The 20,425-nt window shown below is 65.6% G+C and carries 23 protein-coding genes; 12 read left to right on the plus strand and 11 right to left on the minus strand.

Annotated features, from left to right (window positions below):
- Positions 1-66 precede the first annotated feature (66 nt).
- The 3 genes from AC1DZQ_RS03810 to AC1DZQ_RS03820 all read right to left on the minus strand — a co-directional run bounded on the left by AC1DZQ_RS03810 (position 67) and on the right by AC1DZQ_RS03820 (position 2,886).
- The gene (locus AC1DZQ_RS03810; RefSeq protein ID WP_476962238.1) at positions 67-1,503 is read right to left on the minus strand and encodes an MFS transporter; all 1,437 of its coding nucleotides are present in this window, start codon (positions 1,501-1,503) and stop codon (positions 67-69) included.
- Positions 1,504-1,576: 73 nt separating this feature from the next.
- A complete protein-coding gene (locus tag AC1DZQ_RS03815; protein ID WP_476962239.1) occupies positions 1,577-1,924 on the minus strand; it encodes a UBP-type zinc finger domain-containing protein in 348 nt (115 codons plus the stop codon).
- Positions 1,921-2,886, minus strand: coding sequence for a DUF5996 family protein (locus AC1DZQ_RS03820; RefSeq protein ID WP_476962240.1), 966 nt, complete (start codon positions 2,884-2,886; stop codon positions 1,921-1,923). The genes AC1DZQ_RS03815 and AC1DZQ_RS03820 overlap by 4 nt, the downstream gene beginning before the upstream one ends.
- A 415-nt stretch (positions 2,887-3,301) precedes the next feature.
- Between AC1DZQ_RS03820 and AC1DZQ_RS03825 the strand changes: the two genes are divergently transcribed.
- The 8 genes from AC1DZQ_RS03825 to AC1DZQ_RS03860 all read left to right on the plus strand — a co-directional run bounded on the left by AC1DZQ_RS03825 (position 3,302) and on the right by AC1DZQ_RS03860 (position 8,471).
- Positions 3,302-3,787 carry a VOC family protein gene (locus AC1DZQ_RS03825; protein WP_476962241.1) on the plus strand — a complete coding sequence of 162 codons (486 nt, stop codon included), beginning with the start codon at positions 3,302-3,304 and terminating at the stop codon, positions 3,785-3,787.
- 27 nt (positions 3,788-3,814) lie between these two features.
- Complete coding sequence (locus AC1DZQ_RS03830) at positions 3,815-3,982, plus strand: hypothetical protein (RefSeq protein ID WP_476962242.1); 168 nt, start codon at positions 3,815-3,817, stop codon at positions 3,980-3,982.
- Positions 3,979-5,379, plus strand: coding sequence for a dihydrolipoyl dehydrogenase family protein (locus tag AC1DZQ_RS03835; protein ID WP_476962243.1), 1,401 nt, complete (start codon positions 3,979-3,981; stop codon positions 5,377-5,379). The genes AC1DZQ_RS03830 and AC1DZQ_RS03835 overlap by 4 nt, the downstream gene beginning before the upstream one ends.
- Positions 5,367-5,666, plus strand: coding sequence for a muconolactone Delta-isomerase family protein (locus AC1DZQ_RS03840; protein ID WP_476962244.1), 300 nt, complete (start codon positions 5,367-5,369; stop codon positions 5,664-5,666). The genes AC1DZQ_RS03835 and AC1DZQ_RS03840 overlap by 13 nt, the downstream gene beginning before the upstream one ends.
- A gap of 88 nt (positions 5,667-5,754) precedes the next feature.
- Positions 5,755-6,348, plus strand: a complete 594-nt coding sequence (locus tag AC1DZQ_RS03845) for a sulfite oxidase-like oxidoreductase (RefSeq protein ID WP_476962245.1) — start codon at positions 5,755-5,757, stop codon at positions 6,346-6,348.
- A gap of 10 nt (positions 6,349-6,358) precedes the next feature.
- Entirely contained in the window at positions 6,359-7,096 is a 738-nt protein-coding gene (locus AC1DZQ_RS03850) for an FAD-binding oxidoreductase (RefSeq protein WP_476962246.1), read from the plus strand.
- Positions 7,093-7,440, plus strand: coding sequence for a DUF6510 family protein (locus AC1DZQ_RS03855; RefSeq protein WP_476962247.1), 348 nt, complete (start codon positions 7,093-7,095; stop codon positions 7,438-7,440). Before AC1DZQ_RS03850 ends, AC1DZQ_RS03855 begins: the two co-directional genes overlap by 4 nt.
- A 398-nt stretch (positions 7,441-7,838) precedes the next feature.
- A complete protein-coding gene (locus AC1DZQ_RS03860; RefSeq protein ID WP_476962248.1) occupies positions 7,839-8,471 on the plus strand; it encodes a CG0192-related protein in 633 nt (210 codons plus the stop codon).
- A gap of 12 nt (positions 8,472-8,483) precedes the next feature.
- On the opposite strand, the gene AC1DZQ_RS03865 is transcribed toward AC1DZQ_RS03860, so the two are convergent.
- The 4 genes from AC1DZQ_RS03865 to AC1DZQ_RS03880 all read right to left on the minus strand — a co-directional run bounded on the left by AC1DZQ_RS03865 (position 8,484) and on the right by AC1DZQ_RS03880 (position 11,588).
- Entirely contained in the window at positions 8,484-9,641 is a 1,158-nt protein-coding gene (locus AC1DZQ_RS03865) for a YihY/virulence factor BrkB family protein (RefSeq protein WP_476962249.1), read from the minus strand.
- 82 nt (positions 9,642-9,723) lie between these two features.
- Complete coding sequence (locus tag AC1DZQ_RS03870) at positions 9,724-10,320, minus strand: DUF3618 domain-containing protein (protein ID WP_476962250.1); 597 nt, start codon at positions 10,318-10,320, stop codon at positions 9,724-9,726.
- Between the two features lie 18 nt (positions 10,321-10,338).
- Positions 10,339-10,752 (minus strand): phage holin family protein, encoded by a 414-nt coding sequence (locus AC1DZQ_RS03875; RefSeq protein WP_476962251.1) that lies wholly within the window; start codon positions 10,750-10,752, stop codon positions 10,339-10,341.
- Positions 10,749-11,588 carry a hypothetical protein gene (locus AC1DZQ_RS03880; protein ID WP_476962252.1) on the minus strand — a complete coding sequence of 280 codons (840 nt, stop codon included), beginning with the start codon at positions 11,586-11,588 and terminating at the stop codon, positions 10,749-10,751. Before AC1DZQ_RS03880 ends, AC1DZQ_RS03875 begins: the two co-directional genes overlap by 4 nt.
- 302 nt (positions 11,589-11,890) lie before the next feature.
- On the opposite strand from AC1DZQ_RS03880, the gene AC1DZQ_RS03885 reads away from it, so the two are divergent.
- From AC1DZQ_RS03885 to AC1DZQ_RS03900, 4 genes are all read left to right on the plus strand, one after another.
- Complete coding sequence (locus AC1DZQ_RS03885; RefSeq protein WP_476962253.1) at positions 11,891-12,379, plus strand: MarR family winged helix-turn-helix transcriptional regulator; 489 nt, start codon at positions 11,891-11,893, stop codon at positions 12,377-12,379.
- A 197-nt stretch (positions 12,380-12,576) separates the two neighbouring features.
- Complete coding sequence (locus AC1DZQ_RS03890) at positions 12,577-12,843, plus strand: GlsB/YeaQ/YmgE family stress response membrane protein (RefSeq protein WP_476962254.1); 267 nt, start codon at positions 12,577-12,579, stop codon at positions 12,841-12,843.
- 231 nt (positions 12,844-13,074) lie between these two features.
- Positions 13,075-13,521: an Hsp20/alpha crystallin family protein gene (locus AC1DZQ_RS03895; protein WP_476962255.1), complete on the plus strand. Its 447-nt coding sequence runs from the start codon at positions 13,075-13,077 to the stop codon at positions 13,519-13,521.
- 202 nt (positions 13,522-13,723) lie between these two features.
- A complete protein-coding gene (locus tag AC1DZQ_RS03900; RefSeq protein WP_476962256.1) occupies positions 13,724-16,390 on the plus strand; it encodes a PEP/pyruvate-binding domain-containing protein in 2,667 nt (888 codons plus the stop codon).
- 73 nt (positions 16,391-16,463) lie between these two features.
- On the opposite strand, the gene AC1DZQ_RS03905 is transcribed toward AC1DZQ_RS03900, so the two are convergent.
- Genes AC1DZQ_RS03905 through AC1DZQ_RS03920 form a run of 4 tightly spaced genes read right to left on the minus strand, consistent with a single transcriptional unit; the run spans position 16,464 to position 20,422 of the window.
- Complete coding sequence (locus AC1DZQ_RS03905; RefSeq protein ID WP_476962257.1) at positions 16,464-17,441, minus strand: carbohydrate kinase family protein; 978 nt, start codon at positions 17,439-17,441, stop codon at positions 16,464-16,466.
- Complete coding sequence (locus AC1DZQ_RS03910; RefSeq protein WP_476962258.1) at positions 17,441-18,502, minus strand: NAD(P)-dependent alcohol dehydrogenase; 1,062 nt, start codon at positions 18,500-18,502, stop codon at positions 17,441-17,443. The genes AC1DZQ_RS03905 and AC1DZQ_RS03910 overlap by 1 nt, the downstream gene beginning before the upstream one ends.
- Before the next feature lie 37 nt (positions 18,503-18,539).
- Positions 18,540-19,457 carry a carbohydrate ABC transporter permease gene (locus AC1DZQ_RS03915; protein WP_476962259.1) on the minus strand — a complete coding sequence of 306 codons (918 nt, stop codon included), beginning with the start codon at positions 19,455-19,457 and terminating at the stop codon, positions 18,540-18,542.
- A complete protein-coding gene (locus AC1DZQ_RS03920; RefSeq protein WP_476962260.1) occupies positions 19,454-20,422 on the minus strand; it encodes a carbohydrate ABC transporter permease in 969 nt (322 codons plus the stop codon). Before AC1DZQ_RS03920 ends, AC1DZQ_RS03915 begins: the two co-directional genes overlap by 4 nt.
- Between the last annotated feature and the right edge of the window lie 3 nt (positions 20,423-20,425).

Raw genomic sequence — 20,425 nt, forward strand, 5'->3', positions numbered from 1 at the left:
ACCTGCGAGAGCCATGGGATGGCCACGGGCGCCGCGCAGGCACCGCGTCCGCACAATTCCGCAGCTCTATCGGCCAGGTCTGAAAATACGGTAGCTCCGAGTACTTTGCGATGGGGCTTTCTGTCTTGCCCGGCCTGCCGGCCGCTTGCGCGGGTTCTGGATACCGACGGCGGAAACTATGCCCCCGAGGATGAGCAGCACCGCCGTCACGGTCACCACCCGATGAAATCCGTCGAGATCAAGTTGGCCGCCCATGACGAGGCCCACCAGCGCGATGCCGATCAGACCGGCAACCCTGCTGACGGCGTTATTTGCTGCCGAGCCGATTCCGGCCTGCTGTTCCGAGACCGAGCCGAGTATGGCGGCGGTGAGCGGTGCGACTGTCGCCGAGAGCCCGACTGCGAACAGGAGGATCCCGGGCATCAGCTGGGTCCAATAGTTGACCGGGATTTCAGCCGCGAGCATCAGGAGGTAGCCAACTCCGGCGAGGGCAGGTCCTAAGGCCATGAACCACCGCGGGCCAAACCGCCCGGCCAGTGAGCCAAACCATGACGCCAGGAGGATGTTGACGAGGCTGACGGGAAGCAGCGCCAGAGCGGCCGACGTCGCCGGAAAACCGGCAACCTGCTGCAGGAACAGCACGATGATGAATCCGCCGATCGACAGCGCGGCGTAGACGAAGGCCGTAGCCACGTTGCCGACGGCAAAGTTTCGGACGGAGAAGAGGCTGAGCGGCAGGAGCGGCTGCTTCGCGGTCTTTTCCCGCCAAATGAATCCGGCGAGGCAAAGGATGCCGAGGGCGAAGGGCATCAGAATGAGCGGGCTCCCCCAGCCGTAGTTGCCTTGTTCGATCAGCGCGTAGACCGGCCCCGCCAACCCGAGCACACAGAGCACGGCACCCGGGTAGTCGATGCGCACGCCCTCCTCGCGAACATCCTTGGCCCGCAGCCCGGTTAGCAGGTACAAGGTCAAAGCAATGGGCAGGACGTTGATTCCGAATACCCAACGCCAGCCCACCGAATCGACGAGGACTCCGCCGAGCAGGGGTCCCGCGATGAAAGCCACGGTTGTACCAGCTGTCCACTGGCCGATTGCCTTCGCCCGGGGGGCCTCGTCGAAGTTTGACGTGATCAGGGCCAGGGAACTGGGCACCAGCAAGGCGCCCGCGACGCCTTGAAGCGCCCTGGCCAAGACCAGCAACTCCGCTGTGGGTGCCAGCGCACACATGACTGATGTCGCGCCGAACCCGATCAGGCCTGCCCGGAGAACCACAACGCGGCCCAGCAAATCAGAGAGCGAACCGGCGACCAGGATCAGTGAACCCAAGGTGATCAGGTAGGCGTCGACAACCCATTGCTGCGTGGTAAGTCCGCCGCCCAGTTCACGGGAAATGGCCGGCAGCGCGACGTTGATGACGCTGCTGTCCAGAAACGACACGAAGGACGCGAGAATCGCGATCCAAAGTACGAGCCTCTGCGTACGCGCCGACGGTAGGGAACTCACCCCTCAAGTTAACACCCACACCCGAGGTTGCCGGACTCTCACACGATGGCCGTACCAAGCAACCGTCCCGTCATCAGTGCAGGTGTCGCTGCCAGTCCCTGGGGACGCGCGAGGCTGGGCCGGGGACGGTCTGATCAAGAGGGTGGTGGGCTGGCGGTTCAAGGTCCGGTCCGTCGATAAAGGAGGAGCTTGGATAGTGGAAGAACCAGTTTTCACCCGGTTCGAAGCTGCAGATGACCGGGTGGCCGGTGGCCTGCGCATGCGCTGTGGCGTGCTGGGCCGGCGAAGTGTCGCAGCACCCGATGTGGCCGCACTGGGCGCAACGGCGAAGATGCAGCCACCACCCTCCGCCGGCCAGGCACTCAACGCAACCGGTCCCGCTGGGTGGAATCGAAACCTCAATTCCAGGTATGGCGTTCATTTGGCTTCCCCTCGGATCCGAGTGCCCGTCCAGCGGTCCCGGTCCACCTCAAGGCCCGAGCGGTCCCAGTGTCCCGTCTCCGCGGCCGCTTCATAAGTTGACTGGAGGAACCTCGACACCAGGCCGTCGGGGTCCGGCGCGGAACGGACGTTTTCATACGGAAGAACGTACAGCCTGCCGCTTTGAAGATATGCGGCTCCGTCGGCTTCGCCCACATACCCGGCGTAGCCAGCCGGTTCGGGGTAGGCGTAGGCATAGAAGGCCCCCTCCTCCCCCACACCAGGCCAGAACCCGCAGCTGCTCAGCTCGTGGGAGTAGCCCTCCACCATCACCCAGTCGGCGCAGTTCGGGACCCCGCCAGGGTGGGTTGGCGCCACGCGTCCAGAGAAGCGTGCATACGCCAGGTCCATGCCTCCCCAGAAGAAGTGGACGGGGCTGGCCTTGCCTCTGAAGTGGGACCTGAACTCGTTCAGGACCCGGTCCGCCTGGATTAGCTGCCGCCAGAACAGCCACACGGCCCGCGGGTCGTAGGAGTCGTGCCCATGGTCTTCAGCGAAGGGTATGGCCGGTTCCACCTCGTTCGGGACCGCACGGATGGAAGCCTCAATGCCGAGCCTGCCGAGGGTGTCGAACACCTCCGCATGGAATTCGGCCACCGACTTGGGTTCGAGGACGATGCTCCCGGCCGTTCCGTCGCTGGAGCGGACGTGCAGCCGATGGTGACAGAAATCGAATTCGATGTCGAAGGCCCCCCGCCCATAGGGGATTTTCGACGTCGTCAGCCCGCGCGGCGTGACATACAGCGTCACGTGCCACCAGTGGTTCAGCATCGGAGTGTGCGCCATGCGGATCTTGCCGACAATCTGCGTCCACATGTGCACCGTGTCCCGGGTTTGAATCCAATCCTCGACCCGGAGTTGGGGCCATCCGCTACTGGCGCCGGGAACTTCAACTGCGTCCATCGCAGGTCCTTCCGTACTGCACACCGCCTCTTCGATCTCGGTCCGCCCGCGCCCGCTGGTGCCATCCCTGGGGAGGGCGCCCTTGGGGGTTTCAGTGGCCAGCGCCCGACTGGGACCGCCGCTTCTGCGGGCGAGCCTACGCCGACGCCGGAGGGCCAGCAAGGGTGCCCGGAGTGGACGGGAATTTGTCCTTGACTTTCGCCCCGGAGCGGACAAACGTGGGGTTCCGAGGGCAGCGTCCCCGGCCGCGGATCGGCCGGGGGGCGACCAGGAGAGCTTGTGGCGACCCCCTCAACGTGACCCCTCAGCGACGGAAATCCGCCGGTGTTAGGCCTCGGTCCCGGGTCCATTCCCCTGCCGCCGCCCTGCTCTGGCGCGCCCGACTCAGGGGAAAGCCGAGATGAACAGTGTCGATATGAACAGCACCAGCGCCATCGCGAGCCCGCCGGTAAAGCCCGGCGAATTCAGGCTCGAAGTCATCGTCATGCCAGTCTCTGATGTCGACCGGGCCAAGCGTTTCTACGAGTCGCTGGGCTGGCGGCTCGACGCCGAAGTCGCCGTCGAGGCCGGCTACCGGCTGATGCAGCTGACCCCGCCTGGTTCCGGCTGTTCGATAATCTTTGGCGAGGGCGTCACCTTGGCGCCGCCGGGTTCTGTTCAGGGCCTGCACCTCGCGGTGTATGACATCGACACGGCCCGAGCCGACCTCGTCTCGCGCGGGGTCGAGGTCAGCGAGATATTCCACGATGCCACGGGCGTCTTCCATCATGCCGGGACCCAGGGACGCCTTGACGGCCCGGCGCCCGCACACAGGGACTACGGCTCGTTCGCCTCCTTCAGCGACCCGGACGGCAACGGCTGGATCCTCCAGGAGATCAAGACCCGGCTTCCGGGCCGGTGAAGCGCTCAACGCTGAAAGGAGAAAATGATGGCCACAACGTACGAGTCCGTGGGCGACCTTGCGGAAGCCCTCAGACGGGCCGCGAAAGCACACGGCAGGCACGAGGAACTCACGGGCCAGGAGGATCCGGATTGGCCCGACTGGTACGCGCTCTACATGGTGCGCGAACATGCCGGGGAGGAGTTGCCGACATGAGCGACTACAACGTGATCGTGATCGGCGCCGGCTCGCCGGGCGAACACTGCGCGGGCGCGCTCGCCGAGGGCGGCCTGCGCGTGGCCGTCGTGGAACGTGAACTGGTCGGCGGCGAGTGCTCATACTGGGCGTGCATCCCGTCCAAGACGCTGTTGCGGCCCGGTGAGGCGGTCCATGCGGCACGAGGGGCGGCCGCCACTGCCGAAGTCGACGTCGAGGCGGCGCTGGCGTGGCGCGACTTCATGGTCTCGGACTACTCCGATGCCGGGCAGGAACGCTGGCTGGCCGATCACGGCATCGACCTGCTGCGCGGCACCGGCCGCCTGGCAGGTCCGGGCGTGGTCGAGGTCGACGGCGTGCGACACACCGCCGACCATGTGGTCCTCGCCAACGGCGCCGATCCGGTCGTCCCCCCGATCCCAGGGTTGCGCGGGCTGGAGGGTGTCTGGACGAGCCGCGAGGTGACCTCCATGAAGGCCATTCCACGCCGCCTGCTCATCCTCGGCGGCGGCCCGGTCGGCGTCGAGATGGCCCAGGCGGTGCGCCGGCTCGGCGGCGAGGTGGCATTGGCGGATATGTCCGCGCACGTCCTCGGCCGGGAGCCGGCGCCGTTGGGTGAGGCCCTCGTCGAGGTCTTGAGCCGGGAGGGCGTCGAGCTCGTCCTGTCCGCGCGCGCGTCCGCTGCGCGGCGCGAGGGTGAGGACTTCGTGGTGGAGTTCGACGACGGGCGCGAGCTGCGCGGTGATCGGCTGCTCGTCGCCACCGGGCGGCGCCCACGGGTCAGCGGGATCGGCCTGGAGACCGTTGGCGTCGAGCCGGACGCCCATGGAGTACCTGTCGATGCGCGCCTGCGCGCCGCGGATGGGCTGTGGGCGATCGGCGATGTCACCGGCATCTGGCCGCTGACCCACGTGGGGAAGTATCAGGGCGATGTCGTCGCCGCGAACATCCTCGGGGAGGCGCGGGAGGCAAACTATGAGGCCGTACCGCGGGTCACCTATACGGACCCGCAGGCTGCGGCGGTGGGCGCCGCCGACGGTCGCTTCAGCGCGACGGTGCCGGTCTCCCAGGTGTCAAAGACTGCAACCTACACTCGCGCCTACGCCGAGAGCAACGGCTTCCTGACCCTCCTCAGCGACGGCGACCGGCTGACGGGTGCATACGCTCTTGGCCCGGAGGCGGGTGAATGGCTGCAGCAGGCAACGCTGGCAATCCGGGCGCACATCCCCGTCGACGTCCTGAGCGACACCATCCAACCATTCCCGACGTTCTCGGAGATTTACATCGCCGCGTTCAAAGCCCTCCGGGGCGAGATAGCGGCCGGCCGCAAGCTCATAGGCGCGGGACCACAAACATTTGGCAGGAAAGAAGAAGGAAGCCCGAAATGGAGTTCCTGACCCACCTCGTTACCAATGTTCCCGACGGAACACCGGACGCGACCGTGGACGAGACCAGGTCGCGGGAAGCGATCAGGGCGGCAGAACTAGCAGCCGAAGGCCATCTTCTCCGGCTGTGGAAGCCCCCGGCAGCACCGGGTGAGTGGCGAAGTCTTGGCCTTTGGAGTGCGGAAAATGAGAGCGAGCTGATGGGCGTCCTCTCAAGCTTGCCTTTGCACGTATGGATGACGGTCGAAATCATCCCCCTGCAGCCGCACCCGAACGACCCCGCAAGCAAGAAGGCCTAAGGGGCGGTCTGGTCTCGGTCCCGCCGTTGCCATATCGTTGGGGCACCGATTACATTCGACCGGCGAAGCTCGGCATCGGAGGTACAAGATGGGAATCATCTCGTCTGGTTTTCATGGAAAACGGCGCACCGGCAGTCCAGCGTTACCACCCGGCCAATACGAGACAGCAAGTTTTCCCGTGCTGACGGCGGGCCCTGCGCCCTATATCGCCCCGGCTGACTGGGAATTCTTCATTACAACAGAGACGGGGCAGCGCCGCGCGTGGTCTTGGAATGAGTTCCAGGCGCTGCCGCAGGTTGATATCCGGACCGATATTCACTGCGTGACCAGCTGGTCCAAGCTGGGCACGTCGTGGCGCGGGGTGTCCCTGGACACCTTGTTCGAGGACGTGGAAACAACGTCCGAGTTCACTACGGCTCACTCCTACGGCGGCTATACGACCAATGTCCCTTTGCAGGACCTACTGGACGGCCAGGCCTGGGTGGCCTGGGAATTCGACGGGGAGCCACTGGAACGGGCCCACGGCGGCCCTGCCCGCCTGCTGGTACCCCACCTGTACTTTTGGAAGAGCGCGAAATGGATCAATGGCATCGAGCTGATGCCGCAGGATGTTCCGGGCTTCTGGGAATCTAACGGGTACCACATCTACGGCGACCCGTGGCGCGAGGAGCGCTACTCATGAGGCAGGACAGATGAGCGCCCTGTGGCGCGTCGCCGAGGTGGTCAGCGGCGTTCCCGAAACGGAATCGTCCAGAACCATCGGGTTGCGCGTGGACGGTCTCAACGGCAACCTTGCCGGCCAGCACATCGATATCCGGCTCACGGCGGACGACGGCTATACGGCAGTGAGGTCCTACTCCGTGGCCACAGCAGGCATGGACGAAATCCTGGAGATCACGGTCGACGAATTGGCCAACGGGGAGGTCTCCCCCTATTTGGTCAGAGACCTGATGGTCGGAGACCAGTTGGAAATCCGGGGCCCCGTCGGCGGCTGGTTCGTATGGCGTCCGACGGACCCGAATCCGGTTCAGCTGATCGCCGGAGGATCCGGCATCGTCCCGCTCATGTCCATGATCCGCGCCCATGAGGCATCCGAGAATCCTTCACAGTTCCGGTTGCTGTACTCGCTCAAATCGCCCGAGACAAGGTTCTACCGGGAGGAGCTGCTCACCTTGAGCCAGGATTCTCCCAAGCTCGCCGTCGACTACGTCTACACACGCCAAGTGCCCGACGGCTGGCCACGCGCCCCGAAACGGCTCACCGCAGAAACGCTGCTCGCAAACATCTTGCCAGCGGACGCTGCCCCCGACATTTTCATCTGCGGTCAGACGATGTTTGTCGAAACGGTCACAGAATGGCTGGTGCAGGCGGGCTATCCGGTCGCCTCGATCAAAACCGAACGCTTCGGCGGAACGGGAGGAATACGGTGACTGGCCACAACGGCTCCGCCTCGCCTGGCGCTGAGGACCCGCGCCTCGAGGACCAGGACATCGCCGGAACCGCAGGCAATCCAATACCTCATCTTGACGGTAACGCGGCGGCAGGACCGCTGTGGGAACTGTTCCGCATTGATATCATCGCAGCGATCGGTCGGTGCAAGAACTGTGGCGCCGTCAGGGTCGTCGGGGAAGCAGCGGTCTATGCCGATGCCCCGGGAATAGTTGTGCGCTGCAGTTCCTGCGGCGGCGTCCTGCTGCGTCTCGTAGAGACTCCAACCAAATTCTGGCTCGATATCAGTGGACTCAGCTACCTTCAGATCGACCGGGAGAGCTAAGGCACGGCGCTGGTACCCACACCCCGCCCGTGCTCAAGCCCGCGGGACGCGAGCTGTGAGGAAGATTGATGCAGTGGTACTCCTCACCCTCGATCCGGAGTCGCGCATGTCGCGGCTGCGGGCGAGGGAGAGAGTCAGGCTGCTCGAATTGGCCAGGACCGGCGGGACCGACGAGGCAGCCCATGAGGAGTTCCTGTCCTGGGCGCGAGGATATGACGACCCAGATTTCGCGGGCAGGAACCTTCGTCGACACGAACAGTGGCTGGCGATGCTCTCCTGCCCCGTCGTTCGACTGGACAGCTCCAGGGCGGTGGACGACCTCGTTCACGCAGTCACCTCACGAATCATTACCGGTCCGTCGCCAATAATTCCCGGGGGCCGCGGTTAGGCTTGCAGCCATGGCGATCATCCACGAAGCAGAACTGCAGCCGACAAAACTTGAACTTCTGGAAGCGTGGCTGCCCCACCAGCCATGGTTCACTGAGCCGGGCACGGCAGCGCTCCACAAAGTAGGCTCCTACCGGTTCGACGACCCTGCCGGCGAGGTCGGCATAGAAACGATCATCGTCGCTGCGGGCAGCTCCACATTTCAAATTCCGCTGACGTACAGAGCCCAGCCCCTGGCCGGTGCGGAAACTTGGCTGGTCGGAACGATGCAGCACTCGGTTTTGGGCCCGAGGCGGGTTTACGATGCCTGCGCCGATCCCATCTACGTGACCGCACTGGCGGCGAGCATCATGCTGGGCCGGCCGCAGGCAGAGCAATACCTCCAAAAAGGGGAAAATCTGGAACTCCTGGCCCAGTCGGTCCTCGTGCAAAGCACCGGACCGAAACGCGATGCAGTTCCTGACGTCCCTTCAGCCACACCACGCACCACCGGAGCCGGCACGGCCATCGAGACTGCCAACCTCCACTTGCTCGTTATCCGGCGACTGGACCTGAATGAACAATCAGTTGGCCCACTTGTTTTGACCGGCACCTGGGAGAACCAAAAGAACAACGTCAAACTCGCCGCCATCAGTGAAGCCTGACATTTCCGCGGGCTAGGGGCGCTCCACTGGATCCGTGTCCCGGGGCTGGTTGTTGGCTTCCTGCGGTTCAGGCTGGTTCCCGTGCTGTTCCCGCAGTTCACGCCCGCGGCGAATGTCATCTTCTTCGCGGGCCTGGAGCTTGTCGCTCTGTTTCGTGTCCCGTGGCGGCAATTGGATGGTCTCTTCGGCCTCAATGCCGGCCTGGAGCTGCCGACCACGCTCCATCTCGGCGTCGAACTCGGCACCGAAGAGCAGCGACATGTTCAGGATCCACAGCCACAGCAGCGAGACGATGACGCCGCCGATCGCACCATAAGTCTTCTCGTAGCTGTTGAAGTTGGCCACATAGAAGGCGAAGGCCAGGGACGCCAGCAGGAAGATCACCAAGGCGATAGCGGACCCCAGGCTCATCCAGCGGAACTTCGGCTGCTTCACGTTCGGAGTGGCGTAGTACAGGATGGCGATCGCAAGAATCACGAGCAACAGGATCACCGGCCACTTGAGAATGTTCCACGCCGTCAGGACGGCCGTGCCCAGGCCGATCGCCTTGCCGACGGACTCAGCCACCGGCCCGCTCAGGACGAGCATGGCCGAAAGCACGAGCACGATCAGCACGGTGGCAATAGTGACGGCAAGCATCGTGCCCCGAAGTTTGATAAACGGCCGGCCCTCGTCGATTTCGTAGATCCGGTTCATGGCCCGGCCAAAGGCACCGACATAGCCGGAGGCGGACCAGAGGGCGGTGAGGATGCCGATCACCAGGGTAAGTCCGGCGGCAGAGGAATTGCTGAGCTGTTCGACCGGCCGGCGGATGGCCTCCACGGTTTCACCAGGCGCGAAACCCTGGACAATCTCCAGGAGCGCCGACGTGGTCTTTTCGGCCTGCCCGAAAATCCCGAGCAAAGACACAATGGCCAACAGCGCCGGGAAAATGGAGAGGACCGAGTAGTAGGTCAGGGCCGCGGCGAGATCCGGGCACTGATCCTTCGTGAATTCACGCAGGGTCTTCTTCGCGATGTACTTCCACGAGGGCTTGGTGACGTCGGCGGGGCTGTCCGGTTTGCGGGAGTCGTCCGGGGCGGGCGCCGTGCGGGCTTTGGCGGTGCTGCTCTCGTCCGTTTCGGCGTCGGTCATGGGATCATATTCTGCCTTGGCAGGGTTCTTGGCCATCGGAAATCCTTCTTGGGGTTAAGCGAAGTGGCCGGCCGCCCAGCGCGTCAGCGAGGGCAGCCGGCCGTATTCAGATGCGGCCTTAGGCCTGCTGAACGTTGTCCTTGGCTTCGGCAGTCCGGTCCTTGACGTCCGCCACAGCGGTTTGGCCGTCCGCCTTGACACGATCGGTGGCGTCCGCGGCCGTGGCCTTGACGTTCTCCACGGCTTCCTGGGCGGGCTGCTTGAGTCCTTCGGCCACGTGCTTCGCTGCGTCCGTCAGTTCCGTGGTGAGCGGCTCGGCTGCAGACTTGAGGGCATCAGCGGCTTCACGCTCCTTCTGGCTGGCCGGGATCAGGGAGGACACCAGGAGGCCGGCGCCGAAGGCGATCAGCCCTGCAGCCAGCGGGTTTCCCTGGGTCTTTGTCTTCAGCTGTGCCGGAGCGCCGGCAACTGCGGAACCGGCGTCACTCATGTGCGCGCCGGCGCTTCCGGTGGCCGAGTGGACGTGGTCGGTGGTGTGGTCCGCGGCTCCCATGACTTTCTCCTTCACTCCGAAGACGGCGTCTTTGACCTTGTCCGTTTGCCGCTGGACGATGTGCGACGGCGTGACCTTGTCAGCGACGGCGTCCACGTTTGTCCCCAGGCGGGCGCGGGTTGCTTCAATATCTGCTCGGATGACTTCCGGGTTTTCACTCATCGTGTTTCCTCGCTGGATCTAAGAGTTGGGTTTAAGTGTGGGCGGGATTTCCTGCAGGGTCTCGGCGGTCTTCGGCATGCCCTTGATCGCGTTGAGTTCCTTGCGGCCCCTGGTTGCCAGGACGGCGGCGACGATTGCCCAGATGACGGCGACAACAACTCCGGACCAGCCCAGGCCCATCACGGTCCCCAGCGCCCACCAGAGCGCCAAAGACAGGAAAAGGAGCACGAAGTGGCCCGCGACGCCGGCGCCAGCCAGCATGCCGGTGCCTTTGCCGGCCCGTGTGGCTGACTGCTTGAGTTCGACCTTGGCCAGTTCCACTTCCTGCCGCATCAGGGTGGACATGTCCCGGGTGACCTCACCCAGAAGGTCACCCAGCGAAGTGGATTCCGCCTTTGCCTGGGCGGCGGTGGGAGGCATTTCGCTGCTCATCGACGGCCGCCGTTGAAGGGGTCATCGCCCAGCTGGTCGGCCGGCCGGAAGGGCTCACCGACCACGGACTCTGAGGCCCGGCGGCCCGGTCCGGCGTCGCGGAGCGGATCAACGGTGCCCAACTCGGAGTCCAGCGGATTCGGAGGGTACGTGTCCGCGAAGCCCGCCGTCGTGGTTTGCGGAGCGGGCATCTGCACCGGCGGCGGCGGAACCGCTACCCCGGTATCGGGGATCCGGCCGGCGGCGGACGTTCCGGTGGCGGTGGTGCCCGTCGTTTCGGGGGCCCCGGCGCTCAGGCTGCGGCTGAGACGTCCGGCCAGTACACCGGCTCCGGCAGCGAGCAGGAGGAACGTGCCCGGGCGCTGGCGGGCAAAGGTTTTGACCTCGGTCAGGAGCGAACCCGGGTCCCGGCCATCGAGCCAGGACGCAACAGCGGAGGACCGCTCGGCGGCTTGGCGGACGAGGTCGGTGGCCACGCCGGGCTGGTCGGATGCGGCGGCCATGGAATGCAGTTCGCCGGCAACGGATCTCAGGCCTTCGGCGACCTTCTGCTGCTGGGTTCCTGCCTGCTCGGTGAGATCAGACTTGGCCTGGTGCAGCAGGTCCCGGGCATTGGTCTTGACCTCGGCGGCGACGTTGACTGCCTCCGTCTTGGCCGTCTCGGCGACGTTCTGGGCAGCATCTGCCGCGTGCCGCGTTACGTCCGCCGCTTCATCCTTGGCTGCCTCCTGTTTGGAGCCAGCGCCTTCCGCACCTTGAGGGGGCACCACGCCCACGCCGGCGTACCGGTCCGTGGAAGCTTGGGGTGTTGCCTGGGCCCATGGGTTCTCTGTCATCGTTGCTCTCTTTCAGGAATGGTCCGCTTGGGATCGTGGCTGACGGTACCGGATGAAATTAGTAAGCACGGTTACTAACTAGATAGTAAGCACACTTGCTATCGACAACGCAAGCCCTTTGCGAAAAGTCGGATGGGGACTCATCGCGAACAGTATGCGGAGCGGGCTTGGTGACAGAAAATAATAAGCATGCTTGCCAAATGGATGCGCGGCATGCTTACTGTGGAGGTGGACGTCGGCCCATTTGGCGCCGTCCCTGACAACGTGATTTCGTTGCCACCCCAATCAGGAAGGCTCTCGTAGTGATCCTCGCCCCTGAGCCCCACGCCCGGGACGGATACCGGCTTCTGACTACAGCGGCCCGCCTGGTCCAACGCCTCCACGACGACGCCCTGGCGCCGCTGGGATTGACGCGTGCCGCCGTCATCGCCTTGGAAGCCGTAGCACCCCGTCCCCTGTACCAGGAACAGCTCGCCGCAAAGGTTCATGTTCAAAGCCAGACGCTCGGTCGCGTCCTCGCACGGCTCGAGGACGGAGGGCTGGTCACGAGGACACGAAACCCCGCCGACCGGCGCCAATTTCAGGTCCAAATTACCGACTCCGGAAACGCCGCACTGCAAGCGGCCTCTCAGGCTGAGCGTGCGGCCGTACCTGCCGACTTCGACGGGTGGGAGACCCTGTCAGAACAACTCGCCCGGTTTGTGGATTTCTTCCAGACTCCACAACCGGGACGACCTAACCTCAGCGCCCGTCCGGGGCCCAACCCTGGCCCCGCAGCTTCAATGAACTAGCCTCCCGCGGCTGGATCCCGCCCGACCTCCTTCCCCGACACGCGCGGCCAGCGGCAGGTTCCATTGCAGGCAAGACCGGCGAAGGGACAGCCCCAACAGCAGGCCGCGAAACCGGGTATTGCACGACACTACGCATGCTGATTAAATCGCCGTTACGGCCGCATTCCACGACCGGTCTACCGAAAGGAAGTACAGCAATGGGAATTCTCGCATTCCTCATTCTCGGCCTTATCGCAGGAGCTCTCGCCAAGGCGATCCTTCCCGGCCGTCAGGGAGGCGGCTGGTTGATCACACTCGTTGTTGGCGTCGTGGGCGCCATCCTCGGAGGCTGGATAGGTTCGCTGATCTTTGGCGGAGGCCTCGCTGACTTCTTTGACCTGCGAACCTGGCTCCTCTCCATCCTCGGGGCCGTTATTGTGCTCCTGATTTATGGCGCCCTTGCCGGTCGCCGAAGCAGGGCATAGCGCCTCGGTCCTTCGGATGCAGGGCTTCCCGGGCGGGCGTCCTGCGACTTCTGCTAGGCGGCTGCGGGCCGGTTCTGGAACACCCGGGAAGGTCCCGGAGTTTCTCGGCCCGCACCCGCCGAATCCAATCTCATGACCGGCCCTCTGCCCCGCAACCCTTCGTTGAGCACAGACTCTGGATGTCCATCCGACACCACGGGACCAGCGATGCAAAACAGCAAGGAGATAGACATGGACAACCTGTTCCGCCGCACGGGCATCGACATGCCCGAACCAGTCCGGCGCTTCCTGCAGGGCGAGACAGATGCCTGGCTCAGAGTCGAGGAATACCGGGACGGAAACACTCTGGTGGTCAGAACCGATATCCCCGGCATCGACCCCGACAGCGACATCGATATCACCGTCACCGACGGCAACTTGAACATTGTTGCCCGACGCGCGGAACCTTCGCACAAGGATCAGCCGGGTTACCGAAGCGAAGTGCGGTACGGCGAATATTCGCGCAGCGTCCCGCTCCCCCGCGGCGCGAACCCTGACACCGTCGAGGCCAGCTACATCGACGGCGTCCTCGAAATCCGCGCCCAGCTGCCGGAGCAGTCCGGAACGTCCCCCACGAAAGTCCACGTCTCCCGCGGTGGAAACCAGTCACCGGAAGCACCTGAGAACTTCGTGAACTGACCGGCACTTCCGGCGGGGCGGAGGTCACGTCTCATCCAGGCTCGGCGGCGCCACCACAGCCCGGCCGTAGCCCTCGGCCCGCGGCCTCAGCGAGGTCCCGGCAGGCCCCGTGCCGCTATAGCCTCCGGCCTGCCGCAGTGCCAGTATGTTGGGAGCCGGGCCCAACAAAGGGGCCCGGCTCCGGCGGAAAGGACTCGCGGTCATGACCTACATCAATAACCTCGGCGATGTGGGGCAAGGCGACGTCGCCCTGGCCGGCGGTAAGGGCGTCGGACTGGGCGGCCTCATCCGGGCCGGGCTGCCTGTCCCCCCGGGGTTCGTACTGAACACCGCCGCTTACGCGGATTTTGTGGCGGCCAACCACCTCGAGTCCAGCATCCGTGAGCTGGCGGCCGTGTCGCCGCAGGCGGCGCCCCAGGACTACGAGGATGCCTCGAAGCGGATCCGCGCCCTGTTCACCGGGGGCACCATGCCGGCCGCGATCGCAGCGGAACTCGGTACGGCCTACAGGCGTCTCGGCAACGGGGACACGGCCGTGGCAGTGCGCTCCTCCGCCACGGCGGAGGACCTCGCCTCGGCCAGCTTCGCCGGGCAACAGGAAACCTACCTTAATGTCCGCGGGACGGAGTCTGTGGCCGCGGCCGTGACCGATTGCTGGGCTTCTCTGTGGACGGCGCGTGCCATGGCCTACCGGGCCCGGGAAGGAATCGGTCCGGACGAGGTACGGCTCGCGGTGGTGGTCCAGCAGATGGTCGAGGCCGAGGCAGCCGGGGTCATGTTCACGGCCAATCCGACCAACGGCCGCCGCGACCAGACCGTGATCAGTGCCGCATGGGGCCTGGGCGAGTCTGTGGTCAGCGGGTCGGTGACCACGGATGATGTCGTCGTCGAAGCGGGGACGGGGCAGGTACTGTCCCGGCGCACAGCCGACAAAGACGTCATGACTGTCTATGCGGAGCGCGGCACGCAGGAGCAGCCGGTGCCGGCCGCGCGCCGTCGTCAGCCCGTACTGGATAACCAGGCGGCGGCCGCGCTGGCCAGCTACGGGACACGGATCGCCGATCATTTCGGGGCACCGCAGGACATCGAATGGGCACGGGCCGGCCGCGGGTTCTTCATCCTGCAATCCCGGCCCATCACCGCGCTGCCAGAACCGGCGGCCGACACCCCGGACGTCTGGACGGTGCCCTACCCGAAGGGGATGTACTTCCGGGCCAGCATCGTGGAACAGTTGCCCGACCCGCTCTCTCCGCTGTTCGCCGACCTCATTGACGGCTCGGTGGCCCGTTCGCTGCGGGCCCTGATGGCCGAGGCCGTCGGCAAGAACGTCATCCGCGAGGACGACGTGGGACTGCCGACCATTAACGGCTACGCCTACTACTACTACCGCACCTCAGGAATGTGGCGGGTGATGGGCAAGTCGCTGACCGCGGTCCGGGCGCTGGTCCGCGGCCAGGCGCACATGGGGGTGGCCGGCTGGCGGGAATTTTCGCATCCCCGCTACGAGCAGGCAATCAAGGACTGGTCGGCCAGGCCTCTCCGGGAGCTCTCCGGCGAGGAACTGTTCGAAGGGGTGCAGGCGTTGCTCGACGCCGGCACCGTGTACTACACGGCCGTGCAGTCAATCATTCCGATCGCCGCGACAAGCGAAATCTCCTTCGGGGCCTACTACGACAGGGTCGTTCGGCGCCACGGAGATCCGCCCGCCCAGACCTTCCTCCTCGGCTACGACAGCGAACCCATCAGGGCCGAGAAGTCGCTGTACGACCTCGCAGCCTGGGCCCGGGAAGTTCCAGGGCTGGCATCGGCAATCCTCGACGCACCCACGCCGGCACTGGTCGAGGCGCAGCGCACCGGGATACCCCCTGCCGGAGTGGACCAAACCCTCTGGCAGCAATGGCAGTCCCGCTTCCAGGACCACCTCGGCCGCTTCGGCCACGCGGTCTACAACCTGGACTTCGTCAGCCCGGTGCCGGCCGACGATCCCTCGACCCTGCTGGAGACGGTGAAGTTCTACCTGCGCGGACACGGCAATGACCCGCACGAGCGCCAGAGAGTGTCGGCCGCCCGCCGGGAAGACCAAACCAACCAAGCGATCAACCGGCTCGGGCCGAAGCGCAGGGCCGCGTTCCTCCGGCTACTCAGGTGGGCTCAGCGCGCCGCCCCGATCCGCGAGGACGCCCTGGCCGACGTCGGCCTGGCCTGGCCGCTGCTGCGGCGGATGCTGCTCGAACTCGGACAACGGCTGGTTGACTCCGCTGTCATCGCCGAGCCCGCCGACGTGTTCTGGCTGCGCCGCCAGGAGCTGCAAAGCGCCGTCGAGTTCGGCCTCGCCGCGCCGGACACACCGGCGGCAGCGGCAATCACCGGCGCGGACCGGCCCGTCCGTGCTGATGCCGTCGAGGCGCGCAAGATGCTGTGGCGAGGCCAGGCGAAGGCCGCTGCCCCGCAACTGCTCCCGGAAAGCCGGTGGATGGAACGGGCCTTCGGAAAAATGATGCCCGCCGGCTCACAGGACCAGCTCGGCGACATCATCAAAGGCGTCGGCGCCAGCGCGGGCCGGGTCACCGCTCCGGCCCGCGTCCTGAGGGGGCCTCAGGATTTCGCCCTGATGGAGCCGGGCGACGTCCTGGTGGCCCGCATCACCACCCCGGCCTGGACCTCGCTGTTCGCGATGGCCTCCGCCGTGGTCACCGACGTCGGCGGACCGTTGAGCCACAGTTCGATCGTCGCCCGCGAGTATGGCATCCCGGCCGTGCTCGGCACCGGGGTGGCCACCCAGCGGCTCGCCAGCGGCCAGCGGATCCGCGTGGACGGCGACGCCGGCACCGTCACAATCCAGGATCCGGCCGATACGCAGGGGCCATAGACCGGCGGCCCTCCGTGGATGTACAACCAGTGCGCGCGGAAGCCTTGGTGCTACTGGCGGTCGAATCACGGAATCAGGACAGCGGCCCGAGTTCCGCCCACCTCGGTGGATTCGCGCCCTTCCGGGAACAGGTGATGGCCGCCGCGCGGTTCGCGTACGAGGCGAGTGCGTGCAGCTGACCCAGGGTCAGGGCCTGCAGTTGTTGTCTTCCCTGCGCCCCGAGCGCTTCAAGCTGGGCGAGTCCGGATATAAGCCCCGCCATGAAGGAATCGCCGGCGCCCACGGTATCCGCCACCCTAATGGGTTCGGCTGCCATTTCCACCCGCCCCCTGCCGGAGAGGATGACGGGGCCGGAGGCTCCGCGCGTTAAGGCCACGACCGCCGGCCCCAGCTCCAGCCAGGCCTTCAGGGATTCTTCCGGGGTGCGGTCCGGGTAAAGCCAGCGCAGGTCTTCGTCGCTGGCTTTGACCACATCACTGGCCGCCACAAACACTTCCGCCTGCCGGCGTGCCGCAGCCGCATTGGGGCTGATTGCGGGCCGGCAGTTGGGGTCGTAGCTGATTGTCGCGTTCTCCCGGGCGGCCTGTACCAAGACAAGAGTGGCCCGCTCCCCTGGCACGAGCACCGTGGCGATTGACCCCGTGTGGACGTGGGTGGAACTTTTGGCGGCGGCGAGGGCTGGCAGGGACGTCCCATTGAGTGCCCACGTGATCGAGAAGGCGTATTCGGCGGCACCGTCGGAACCCAGAGTGGCGAGGGCCGATGATGTCGGTGTGGTTCCGCCGTTGATCACACGGACGCCGTTCGCCTGCAGATGCTCTTCGAGCATGAGTCCGTGGGGGTCAACGCCATAGTGGGTCACTAGGTTCGTCTGGAGGTCGAGGCGCGCAGCCCCTACCGCCACGTTGAGGGGGCTGCCGCCGGGATGGGTCCGGATGCCAGCGGCCCCGCGGGGGTCGCTGACGATGTCGACGAGTGATTCGCCGATGACCGTCAGGATGCTCTCCCCCGCGGCGGGGCCCGGTGCGGGCGTAGCGTCGGTGACGTGCATCAGCGGCCCGGGTAGACGACGGCTTTGAGCTGACCGGCCTGCTTGCCCGCTTTGAGTGCTTCTTCGGAGTCGGCCAGTGCAAACTTGCCGGTGACCAAAATGTCCAGGTCCACCTTCCCGTCCGCGATCAGCTGGATGGCCAGCGGCCAGGTGTTGGTGTAGCGGAAGACGCCGGAAAGCCAGATTTCGCGGTTCTGGATGAAGGAGACGGGGAGTTCGACGTCGTCGGCCCCGAGTCCCACCAGGATGACCCGGCCGGCCGGTCCAACGGCTTTGATCCCGGAGCGGACGGCCTGCGGGGCGCCGGAGGCGTCTATGAACGCATCGACGTTGAGCCCTTCTACACTGTCCGTTCGGGCGTTCAGGGCGTGGGTTGCGCCGTGTCCGAGGGCGAACGCCAACCGGTCTTCGGCGATGTCGCTGATGTAGATTTCGGTCGCGCCGTAGGCGCGGGCTGCCTGGGCGGCGATGATGCCGATGGGGCCGGCTCCGGCAATCAGGACCCGGCTGCCGGGCTTGATCTGGGCGCGTTCGCAGGCCCAGAGGCCGACGGAGAGCGGTTCGATGAGGGCTGCCGCCTCGTCGCTGACGCTGTCCGGGATGTCGTAGGCGAAGTCGCTCTGGATGGTGACGTATTCGGCAAAGGCCCCGTCGATCGGCGGGGTGGCGTAGAACTCGATGTCGGGGCAGAGGTTGTACCGGCCAGCCTTGCACTGCTTGCATTTGCGGCAGGGCCGCTGGGGTTCGACGGCGACCCGCTGGCCGATGCGGGCGGGGTCCACGGCGTTTCCGACGGCGGCGATCCGGCCGGAGAGCTCGTGGCCCAGGATCAGCGGGTGGTCCACGACGTAGTCGCCGATCCTTCCGTGTTCGTAGTAGTGGACGTCGCTGCCGCAGACGCCGACGGCGGCGACCTGGACCAGGACCTGGTCCGGGTCCAGCTGCGGGACCGGCAGGGTCTCCATGGCCATGTCGCCTTGGCGTTTGAGGACGGCGGCGCGCATGGTGGCGGGTACTTCGGGACGTCCGGAGGTGCGGGACTGTGCGGTTGATGTTGTCATCGAAGTTTTCCTTTGAGAATCGGGGGGCAGAGGGCCGCTACTTGACGGCGCCGAGAGAGAGGCCCTGGACCAGCTTGTCCTGGGCGGCGAAGCCGGCGAACAGCACCGGCAGGGACACCACCACGGCGGCCGCGCAGACCTTGGCGAGGAACAGTCCCTGGCTGGAGACGAGGCCGGTGAGGAAGACCGGGGCGGTGCCGGCGACCACCCCGGTGAGCACCCGGGCCAGGAGAAGTTCGTTCCAGCTGAAGATGAAGCAGATCAGCGCGGTGGCGGCGATGCCCGGCATCGCCACGGGGGCGACCACTTTCCGGAGCGTCAGCAGCAGGCCTGCGCCGTCGATCTGCGCGGCCTCCAGCATTTCGACCGGCACTTCGTCGAGGAAGGAGCGCATCATCCATACGGCGATGGGCAGGTTCATCGAGGTGTACATCAGGCCCAGGAACCAGATGTTATCCAGGGCCCCGGCGGTTTTGGCGAAGAGGTAGAGCGGCAGGACGGCGGCGACCACGGGCATCATCTTGGTGGAGAGGAAGAAGAACATGACGTCGGTCCACTTCTTCACCGGCCGGATTGACAGCGCGTAGGCTGCCGGAATGGCCAGCAGCAGGACCAGCACGGTGGAGAAGATCGAGGCGGTGGCGGAGTTGATCAGCGACGGCCACGGGCTGACACCGGACGTCGCTCCGAAGAACTCCTTGTAGGCGTCCAGGTTTAGGTCGGCGGCGATGGAGGGAGGGTTGGTCGCCGCGTCAACTTCCGAGTGGAACGAGGTCAGGATCATCCACAGGACCGGCACCGCGAATAGCAGGGCCAGCAGCCATGCGGCGATGCCGGCAGCCGTGTTGTTGCGCGTGGGGTCCATGCGCGACTTGCCGCGGCGTCGGGAACCCAGATTCGGTGCGAGCGGGACGGGGACTGATGACCTGGGCTCGGCCGGGGTGAGGGTGCTCATCGTGCTGCCTCCTTCTTGAATAGCGAGAATACGGTGCGGAGTGCGAAGGTCGCCACGATGATGGTGCCGATGACCACCACGACGCCGGCGGCGGAGGCCAGGCCATATTCGTTGGCATAGTAGAACGTCTCGTAGATGGCGTAGGGCAGGTTGGCCGTGCCCAAGCCGCCGGAAGTGATGACGAAGGTAGCGTCGAAATTCTGCACGATGTAGATGGCGCCGAGCAGTCCGCCCAGTTCCAGGTATTGGCGCAGGTGCGGCAGCGTGAGGTGGCGGAAAATATCCCAGGGACTTGCGCCGTCCATCTGGGCGGCTTCAACCGTGTCCATCGGACGGGACTGCAGACCGGCGAGCAGGATTAGCATCATGAACGGGGTCCACTGCCAGACCAGCGAGATGATGATGGCCATCAGGGGCGCCGAGGACAGCAGGTCCGGCTGGGGCGGGGTGTCGCTGCCGAAGAGCGCCCAAACCCAGGTAAGCGAGCCGTTGATCAGGCCGTAGACGGGGTTGAGAATGGCATGCTTCCAGATGAGCGCCGCGGCTACCGGAACGATGAGAAACGGTGCGATCAGCATGGTTCTGGCCAGTCCGCGGCCGATGAATTTCTTGTCCAGGAGCAGAGCCAGGCCAAGGCCGAGGACCAGACTGACCAGGACCACGGAGACCGTCTCGATGATGGTGGTGACGATCGCCTGTTGCATGTAGGGGTCGGTGAGGACCTGGACGTAGTTCTCAACGCCAGCGAATCCGGTCTTGTCCGGGCTCAGGCTGTTCCAGTTCAGGAACGAAATGATCAGGGTCACCACGAACGGAAGCTGGGTGACGACGATGAGGAAGATCAGGGCCGGCAGCAGCGGTGCGCGCCGTGCCCAGGCCACGGCCCGTTCGCGCGCCCTGGCGTTCTTGGAAGGTTTCGCTGTGCTGCTCCCGTGCCGGGAGACGCGCGCCGTTGCGGTAGTCATGAT

It is taken from the genome of Arthrobacter sp. P1_C12_2, assembly GCF_056406415.1.